Source organism: Trebonia sp. (assembly GCF_030042015.1).
In the GTDB taxonomy this organism is placed as follows: Bacteria; Actinomycetota; Actinomycetes; order Streptosporangiales; family Streptosporangiaceae; genus Trebonia.
The window spans coordinates 1-9,016 of sequence record NZ_JASIAL010000471.1 but is presented as its reverse complement, the minus strand read 5'-3'; the positions used below and the strand labels follow the sequence as shown (position 1 = coordinate 9,016).

Here is a 9,016-nt window from a genome sequence, read left to right as displayed (position 1 = left end):
AGCACCGCGACGTCGCTGCCGGGCAGCGTGTGCAGCAGGCCGGTCGGCGCGAGCAGGTTCCGCACCGGGTTGTAGCCGAGCATCGCGGCGAACACGGTGGACACCGGCGGCAGGTGCGCGATCGAGCTCGCCTGCGCGAGCGGGACGCCACGCGCGGTGAGCCCGGCGGTCAGCGTGCGCGGCAGCGTGTCCGCCAGGCCCGCGATCATCAGCGAGAAGAAGATCCCGATCGACAGCGACATGCCCGAGTTCTGGAAGGTCGACCGCATGCCGGACGCCGCGCCGCGATGGTGGGCCGGGACGCTGGACATGATCGCGGAGGTGTTAGGCGAGGTGAACAGGCCGGAGCCTACCCCGTTGCCGAAGATGATCAGGGCGAACGCCCAGTACGGGAAGTCGACAGGCAGCAGCATGAGGCCCACGAAGCACGCGCCGGCCACCAGCAGGCCGGCGGTCGCGAACGGGCGCGAGCCGTACCTGTCCGACAGCACGCCCGACAGCGGGCCGGCGAGGAGGAACCCGCCTGTCAGCGGCAGCATGTAGATGCCCGCCCACAGCGGGGTGACGGTGAAGTCGTAGCCGTGCAGCGGCAGCCAGATCCCGGCCAGCCAGATGACCAGCATGAACTGCAGGCCGCCGCGCGCGATCGCGCCGAGCAGGCTGGCGATGTTGCCGGCCGCGAACGCGCGGATCCGGAACAGCTTCAGCCGGAACATCGGGTCGGCGACCTTGCTCTCCACGACCACGAAGGCGGCGAGCAGCGCCACCCCGAGGGCGAGCCCGCCGATCACCATCGGGCTGCCCCAGCCGGTGGCGGACGTGCCGTAGGGGCGGATGCCGTAGGTGATCGCGGTCAGCAGCAGCCCGGCCCCGATGGCGAACGTGACGTTGCCGGCCCAGTCGATGCGGGCCTTGCGGGTGCTGGCGATCTCCCGCAGGCTCTTGTACGCCCACACGGTGCCGAACACCCCGAACGGCACGTTGATCCAGAAGATCGCCCGCCAGTCCCAGGCCGCGAGCAGCCCGCCGAGCAGCAGGCCGACGAACTGGCCGGAGATGCCCGCGATCTGGTTGACGCCGAGCGCCATGCCGCGCTGGCCGGCCGGGAACGCGTCGGTGATGATCGCGGCCGAGTTGGCCATCAGCATCGCGCCGCCGAACGCCTGGACGACGCGCCAGCCGATGAGCCACAGCGCCCCGTTCGGGCCCTGCGCGGGGTCGAAGCTCAGCGCGACGGAGGCGAGCGTGAAGACGACGAAGCCGAGGTTGTAGATCTTCACCCGGCCGAAGATGTCGCCGAGCCTGCCGAGGGTGACCACGAGCACGGACTGCACAAGCAGGTAGCCCATGATCATCCACAGCAGGTACGAGACGTTGCCGGGGGTGAGCGGGTTCAGGTTGATCCCGCGGAAGATCGCGGGCATCGAGACGATCACGATGGACGCGTCGATCGTCGCCATCACCATCGCGAGCGTGGTGTTGGACAGCGCCACCCACTTGTACGCCCGGCCCCGCCCGGCGCCGTCCGGGTCTTCGCTCAGCGAGCCGCCGTTGAAGGACTCGCCGCCGCCCGCCGCCTGCTCGCTCGCCGTTGTCGCCACGTCTACCCAGCATAGTGGGTAGTTGCTTAATGGCAACTATTATGCGTGCTAACGATCGCGGTGGTGAGCGTAAGGCGCGCTTACTCCCGCGCGCTAGCCCTGTTCCGGCTGCACCGCGGCGAGGATCTGGTTGACCGTGTCCTGGATCTGCCGCTGCCTGCCCGGCATGTCCTTGCTGGCGAAGTTGTCCAGGATGTCGAGCACCTGGTCCTGGCTCCTGAGCATGTCCAGCTGCTGCTTGGCCATCTCGTGCAGCGCGATCAGCGTCTCGTGGTCCGCGAGCGCCCGCCGGTCGCTGGCGGCCTGCGCGCGGTTCGCGCTCACCTGCAGCGAGATCATGATCGACAGCTGCGGCAGGTTCAGGATCGTCAGCAGCAGCGGCCACGGCGTCTTGTCGAACCCGACGATGTTGCCGAGGAACAGCCACGCGACGATGCCGATCGTGATGAACAGGAACACCCACATCGACCCGCAGACCTTGTTCACCGCGTCCGCGATCTTGTCAAGCAGGCTGGTGCCGCGGACGTGCTGGGAGAGCACGAGCTTCGGCTTGTGCTCCTCGGGCGCGGCGCGGATCTGCAGGGCCCGGTCGTGCACCTCCGCGGTGGCGTGCGCGATCGCGCGGCGCGCGGCGCCGTCGCTGTGCGGCCGGGGAATGGGATGGAACGGTTCAGCTGCCGTAGCGTCCGGCGTGCCCGGCGCGTCGGTCGTCTGCGTCATGGACTCCTCCAGGGGTTGCGCTTCCCGGCACGGTAGCGCACCATCCTCGCAGGCCGCACCGGCTCAGCCGGTTGCCGGCTAAGGGAACGACGGGAGGAAGACCGATTTCGTGGTCAGGTAGGCGGCCATGCCCTCAGGGCCGTACGCGCTGCCCCGGCCGCTCGCGCCGCGACCGCCCCATGGCGAGCCGATGTCCGGTTCGTACACGTTGACGCCGAACGTCCCGACCCTGGCCTGCCGCGCGATGTCGAGGCCGCGCTGCGGGTCGCCGGTCCACACGGTCGCCGCGAGCCCGAAACCGTCGTTGGCGAACGCCACCGCCTCCGCTTCGTCCCGGTACCTGATCACGGTCGCGACCGGCCCGCAGATCTCCTCCTGCGCGATCGGCATCACGGGGGTCACGTCGGCAAGCACGGTCGGCTCGTAGAAGTACCCGCGCACCGGCGACGCGGGGCGCCTGCCGCCGGCCACGACCCGCGCCCCGGACGTCACGCCCGCGCGGACCCGGCACTCGACGTCGGCGCGGCGCCGTGAGGAGGCCAGCGGCCCCATCGTGGTCGACTCGGCGAGCGGGTCCCCGATCACCAGGGACCCCGCCTGGGACGTCAAGGCGTCGAGGGCGTCGTCGTACAGCTGCTCGGGCACGAGCACCCGCGACATCGCGAAGCAGGTCTGGCCCGAGTTCGCGAAGCACAGGCCGCCCAGGCTCGCCGCCGCCTTCCCGAGGTCCGCGTCGTCGAGCACGATCGCGGCGGACTGGCCGCCGAGTTCGAGGCTGGCCGGCTTGAGCTCGGCGCCGCAGATGGAGGCGATCCACCGCCCCTGCTTGGCGGGCCCGGAGAACGCGACCGTGTCCACGCCCGGGTGCCTGGCCAGCATGCCGGCCGCCTGGTGCGTCCCGGTCACGAGGTTGAACACGCCGGGCGGGAAGTCGGCCGCCTCGAACGCCTCGGCCAGGATGTAGGCCGACAGCGAGGTCGCCGCCGCGGGCTTGAGCACGATCGTGCACCCCGCGGCAAGCGCCGGCGCGAGCTGGCTGAACGCCAGCATGATCGGGTAGTTCCAGCTGGCGATCACCGCGGCGACGCCGGCCGGCTCGCGGCGCACGACCGTGCGCCCGGCGAAGCTCACCGCGGTCCTGGTCTCCTCGGTGTCCATGTCGCGGGCGAGCTTCGCGTAATACCGCAGGATCGCGCACGGGGCCGCGGCGTTGTGCTGCCGCGAGTACGCGATCGGCATCCCCATCTCGGCGGTAACCAGCCGGGCGGCCTCCTCGGTGCGCGCCTCGAGCGCGGCCGCGAGCCGTTCGAGCGCGTCCGCGCGGTCGGCGGGATGGCACGTCGACCACTGGCCGTCATCGAAGGCACGCCTGGCGGACCGGACTGCCCTGTCCACGTCCACGCCAACGGCGGCGGGGACGGCGCCGACAACCTCCTCCGTGGCCGGGTTGATTATCGTGATCACGTCCGGAGATGCGGACCCGACCAGGCGACCTCCCGCGTAGATATCGCGGTACTCAAGCAACGGTCGGCCCCTTTCGGTATGAAAGTGCCTGATTATTTGCGCGCAGAGTGAGGATATGTCAAGTCCCCGTAACATAACGAAACCGCCGCGCAGCCTGGCGACGGTCTCCCTGAGCAGCCTGACCTCTCGCTCAAGCTCCGCCTGCCGGGCCTTCGCGTCCGCAGTGGAGTCCGCGAGAGCCTGCGCCTGTTCCCTGAGCCGTGCCACCTCCCTGTAGAGCGCGTCGAGGGCCGCGGCGGCGCCACCCGCGGCCGCGCCGCAGTGCGGGCATCGCGGGATACCCTCGGTATTCCCCTGTGGGCGCACGTCAGCCGGCATGACCGCCACTCCCCGGACCATTCGCCTGAAATGATGCAGACACTGCCACGCGGGCACGCGTCCGGCATCGTTGTCAGCGTCAATCCGGCGCGCCCGGGCGCTGTGCGCCGCCACAGCCAGCGCGGCCGCCGCGGCGCGAGTTCCATGTGGCAGGTTTCCCGAGGCCGACAACGGTGGTACAGATCCCTTTGTGGGGTCCCACAACCAAAAGCCAGCACAACGTCGTATAGTGCAGTGATCATGCCGGAGACGATGCCGGCCGGTAGCCGGCTCAACATTGCGCCGACTCCCCGGGAGGGGACCGCCCCCCCGCGGGACGTCGACAAGGAAAACTCTGTCCTGCGCGAGCTCGTGACCGTGTACCGCCACCTGTCGGGTCTGGCGATGCAGGACGCCGACCTCGCCGGGGTCGTGCAGCTCATCTCCGAGCGCGCGTCGGCGACCGTCGCGGTCGTCAGCCAGCTCATGGACGTGATGACGGCCGCCTCGCCGGGGCTGCCCCCTGACAAGGCCGCCGCCCTCGTCCGCGACCACGTGGTCCACCCGCGGCTCGGCCAGGTGCTGCGCGCCTCGCGGCTGAGCCAGCGCGCGCTGCGGCTGCCGAACGTCGGCGGGGTTCCCGCCATCATCGTGGCGCCCATCCTTGTCGGCGACGAGGTGCCGTCCTACCTCATTACCCTCGACCCGGCGGAGGAGTCCTTCGGCGAGGACATGAGCCTGCTGGTGACCGAGCACGCCGCGACGATCTGCGGCGTCATACTCGGCCGCGAGCGGGTGGTGGCCGCCGCGGCGCGCCGGGTCCGCGACGATCTCGTGGAGGGCCTGCTGCTTGGCCGCGGCAGGGACGCAGGCGACGCCGCCCGCTGGGCGGCGCACCTGGGCTACGACCCGACCAGGCAGCACAACGTGGCGGCGATCGCCTTCGAGCTTCCGCCGTCGCGGGCCGCGGACGCCGAGGCGCTGCGGCAGCGGATCAGGGAGAGCATCGAGCACTTCATGACGACCCGCGCGCCGGACGCGATCGTCTCCGCGCGCGAGGCCGAGGTTGTCGTGGTGGCCGCGGCGACCCCCGATCCGCGCAAGCTCGGGCAGGCGTGCCTGGCGCGCCTGGCCGAGCTGTTCCCCGGCGCGAAGGTCGTCATCGGGATCGGCGGCCCCTGCCGTGACCCGGAGGAGATCGCCAGGTCCTACGACCAGGCACACCGGACCACGCAGACGCTGTGGCGGCTCGGCAGGACCGGCGCCGTCGCGGCGTTCGAGGACCTGGGCATCCACCGGCTGCTGCTGCAGGTGCCTGACCTGAACGAGCTGCGGTCGTTCGCCGCGGAGGTGCTCGGCAAGCTCAGCGAGCACGAGCACGAGCACAAGTCCGAGTACCTGTCCACCCTCGCCTGCTACTTCCGCGAGAACAACAGCCCGCAGCGGGCGTCGCGGCTGCTGCACGTGCACCCGAACACCGTGGCGTACCGCATCAAGCGGATCGAGGAGATCACCGGGCTGCGGCTCGACAACTACAGGGACCGGCTGATCGCGCAGGTCGCGCTCGAGATTCTCGACGCTCTTCCTGAGGCACAGTGAATTCCGGAGGCACGGTAATGATGCCGGAGGCACAGTGATGACCCGTGGTCCTGCTTCGGCGGTGCGCCAGCTGCTATCCGGCCAGCGGGTGCTGGTCTGCGACGGCGCGATGGGCACCATGCTGCACGCGGCCGGCGCCGCGCTCGACCGGTCGCTGCCTGAGCTGAACCTGTCCGATCCCGGGCTGGTCGCGACCATCCACGACAGCTACCTGAGCGCGGGCGCGGACATCATCCAGGCCAACACGTTCGGCGCCAACCGGCTCTGGCTGGGCGACCACGGGTTCCCCGACAAGGTGGACGAGATCAACCGGGCGGGGGTGCGCCTGGCCAGGGCCGCGTGCGAGCGGTCCGAGCGGCCCGTGCTCGTCGCCGGCTCCGTCTCGCCGGCGGTGACCGCGCTGCAGCGGCGCCGGGTCGGCTCAGCCGAGCGCATGGAGGTGCTCCGTGAGCAGATCCAGGCGCTGGTCGCCGACGGCGGCGCGGACCTGCTGATCCTGGAGACGTTCGGCTACCTGGACGAGCTCGTCGAGGCGGTGTCCGTGGCCGCGTCGGTGTGCGACGTGCCGCTCATCGCCCAGGCCACGTTCGCCGACGACGCGCACACGCTGGGCGGCGAGACCCCGCGCGAGGTCGCCTCGGTGCTCGGCTCCATGCCGGTCGCGATGCTCGGCACGAACTGCACGGTCGGCCCGCAGCGGATGCTCGCGGTCGCCGAGGACCTGGTGCGCTACGCGAGCGTGCCGGTCAGCGCGCAGCCCAACGCCGGGCAGCCGCGCCGGGTCGGCCCGCGCACGTTCGAGTTCAGCATCGACGGCGGGTACTTCGCCCGGTACCTGGGCCGGTTCGCCGACGCCGGGGTGACGCTGGTGGGCGGCTGCTGCGGCACCACGCCGACGCACATCCGGGCGGCGGCCGAGGCGGTGCGGACACTGTCCAGGCCCGCTGAGACGTCGGGCGGGGTCGCCGCGGCGGGCGCGCCCGCCGCGGCGCGCGGAAACGTGGGCAGCCTGGCCGACCAGCTGGCCGCGGGGCGGTTCGTGGTGGCGGCCGCGATCACGCCGTCCCCTGGCGGCTGGGCGGGCGACGCCGAGCAGGCGGCGGCCGTCCTGCAGTCGCACGGCATCGGGCTGGTCGCGGTGCAGCCGCGCGAGAACGCGCGCACGCACATGGACTCGCTCAACATGGCGCTGCAGCTGCAGCAGCGGGTCGGCGTCGAGACGATCGCGACCGTGACCACCTGGGACCAGACGATCATGTCGCTGCAGGCCGACCTGCTCGGCGCGCACGCGCTCGGCATCAGGTCCGTGGTGTCCACCACGGGCAGCCCGCCGGTGCTCGGCGACTACCCGGCGGTGGACGGCACGTGGGAAGTGGACTCGGTGGGGCTCACCGCGCTGCTCGCGGGGCTGAACGCCGGCCGCGACTCCAACGGGCTCGCGTTCACCATCCGCACCTCGTTCTGCATCGGGGCCAGGGTGAACCCCGGCGCGCGCGACCCCGACGCCGAGATCGCCAGGGCGCACGCCAAGATCCGCGCGGGCGCGCAGTTCCTGATCTGCCGGCCGGTGTACGAGCTTGACTCCCTGTCCAGGCTGGTCGACGCGCTTGACGGCACGGGCGTCCCGCTGCTGCTGTCGGTCACGCCGTTGCGCTCCTTCGAGGACGCGGACTACCTGGCGCACGAGGTGCCCGGCGTCACGATCCCGGCCAGCACGCTCGAGGTGCTCGAGAAGGCCGGCCGGGGCGCCGCGCGCGCGGCCGGCCTCGAGCTCGCCTCGGGGCTGCTCGCGAAGTCCAAGTCCATGGTCAGCGGCGTTCTGCTCGCCGCCCCTGACGACGACGCGGCCGCTCTTGTCCCGCTGCTTGCCGCCCTCGGCTGAGGTCGTGGCGCACCGCCCTGCTGAGTGGCATGCTTACCGGGGTGGAAGGAAAAACGACCCGTAGAGCCTTCCTCGGCCTGGCGGCAGCCGGCGTGGCCGGAGCGGCCGGGGCCGCCGCGGTCGTGTCCAGGAAGCGGTCGCACCCCGCCACACCCGAAGAAGAGCACCCGCTGGCGCTCACCGCGCGGCCGTGGCGCAACCCGGTGCCGGAGAACTCGCTGCCAGGCGACCCGAACTGGGAGATCACCAACCTCGGCGCCGAGCACGAGATCGAGGGATACGCGGGCAAGGCCAGCGTGCTGAGCGGCGAGTCGTTCCCGCTGTTCGTCTCCACGACGTCGTCCGGCTTCCGGGTGACCGCGTTCCGGCTGGGCTGGTACCAGGGCGACGGCGCGCGCAAGGTCTGGCAGTCGGGCGCGCTGCGCGCCGGCACCCAGAAGAGCCCGGGATTCGTCGAGGCCACCAACACCGTGCAGACCGACTGGGACCCGGTCCTGCAGGTGCCGACCGGCGACTGGCCCGCCGGCGCCTACCTGCTGCGCCTGGACGCCGACTCGGGAGCCCAGCGGTACGTGCCGGTCACCGTCCGGTCGGAGACCACGTACGGCAAGGTCGTGCTCAAGAGCTGCGTGCAGACCTGGCAGGCCTACAACACCTGGGGCGGCTACGACCTGTACGTCGGGCCGGACGGCGAGTACGGCGACCGGTCGCTCGCGGTCAGCATGGACCGCCCCTACGACCTCAACGGCGCCGACATGTTCCTCACCTATGAGCGCAACATCGTCAAGCTCGCCGAGCACATGACCGTGCTGGCGGGGGGACTTGACCTCGCCTACGTGGGCAGCGTGGACATCGCCGCCGACCCGCACCTGCTCGACGGCGCGAGCGCGCTGGTCTCCATGGGGCACGACGAGTACTGGACCCCCGCGGAGCGCGCCAACGTCACGGCGGCCAGGGACAGGGGAGTGAACCTGGCGTTCATGGGCGCGAACGCGATGTTCCGCCGGACCCGGCTGTCCAAGACCCCGCTCGGCGACGCCCGCCTCGTCATCTGCTACAAGACCGACTACACGCAGGACCCGATGTACGGGGTGGACAACGCGCTCGTGACCAGCGACTGGCGCGACCCCCCTAACCCGGACCCGGAGTCCTCGCTCATCGGCACCATCTACGAGGGCTACCCTGTCGACGCCTCCTACGTGGTCGTCAGCCCGTCGAGCTGGGTGTTCAGGGACACCGGGGTGCGCGCGGGCGACAGCTTCCCGAACCTGGTCGGCGTCGAGTACGACCGGGTCGACCCGGCCTACCCGGTGGAGCGCCCGATCGAGGTGCTCTCCCACTCCCCGCTGACCTGCGAGGGCGCGAGCAGCTTCGGGGACTCCGCCTACTACAC

Annotated in this window: 6 protein-coding genes; 3 read left to right on the top strand and 3 right to left on the bottom strand. The window is 71.3% G+C overall.

All coding sequences use genetic code 11. From position 1 onward, the window contains the following. From Q1N79_RS24970 to Q1N79_RS24960, 3 genes are all read right to left on the bottom strand, one after another. Positions 1–1,601: MFS transporter (locus Q1N79_RS24970; RefSeq protein WP_300613021.1), on the bottom strand; the 1,601-nt coding region annotated here is incomplete at its 3' end. A gap of 93 nt (positions 1,602–1,694) precedes the next feature. Then, on the bottom strand, positions 1,695–2,321 hold the full coding sequence (locus Q1N79_RS24965; protein WP_300613019.1) for a hypothetical protein: 627 nt from the start codon (positions 2,319–2,321) through the stop codon (positions 1,695–1,697). Positions 2,322–2,399: 78 nt separating this feature from the next. After that, entirely contained in the window at positions 2,400–4,163 is a 1,764-nt protein-coding gene (locus tag Q1N79_RS24960) for an aldehyde dehydrogenase family protein (RefSeq protein ID WP_300613017.1), read from the bottom strand. A 240-nt stretch (positions 4,164–4,403) separates the two neighbouring features. On the opposite strand from Q1N79_RS24960, the gene Q1N79_RS24955 reads away from it, so the two are divergent. The 3 genes from Q1N79_RS24955 to Q1N79_RS24945 all read left to right on the top strand — a co-directional run. Continuing rightward, the gene (locus Q1N79_RS24955) at positions 4,404–5,741 is read left to right on the top strand and encodes a helix-turn-helix domain-containing protein (protein ID WP_300613015.1); all 1,338 of its coding nucleotides are present in this window, start codon (positions 4,404–4,406) and stop codon (positions 5,739–5,741) included. A 61-nt stretch (positions 5,742–5,802) separates the two neighbouring features. Then, on the top strand, positions 5,803–7,623 hold the full coding sequence (locus Q1N79_RS24950; protein WP_300613013.1) for a bifunctional homocysteine S-methyltransferase/methylenetetrahydrofolate reductase: 1,821 nt from the start codon (positions 5,803–5,805) through the stop codon (positions 7,621–7,623). Positions 7,624–7,664: 41 nt separating this feature from the next. Beyond that, positions 7,665–9,016: N,N-dimethylformamidase beta subunit family domain-containing protein (locus Q1N79_RS24945; RefSeq protein WP_300613011.1), on the top strand; the 1,352-nt coding region annotated here is incomplete at its 3' end.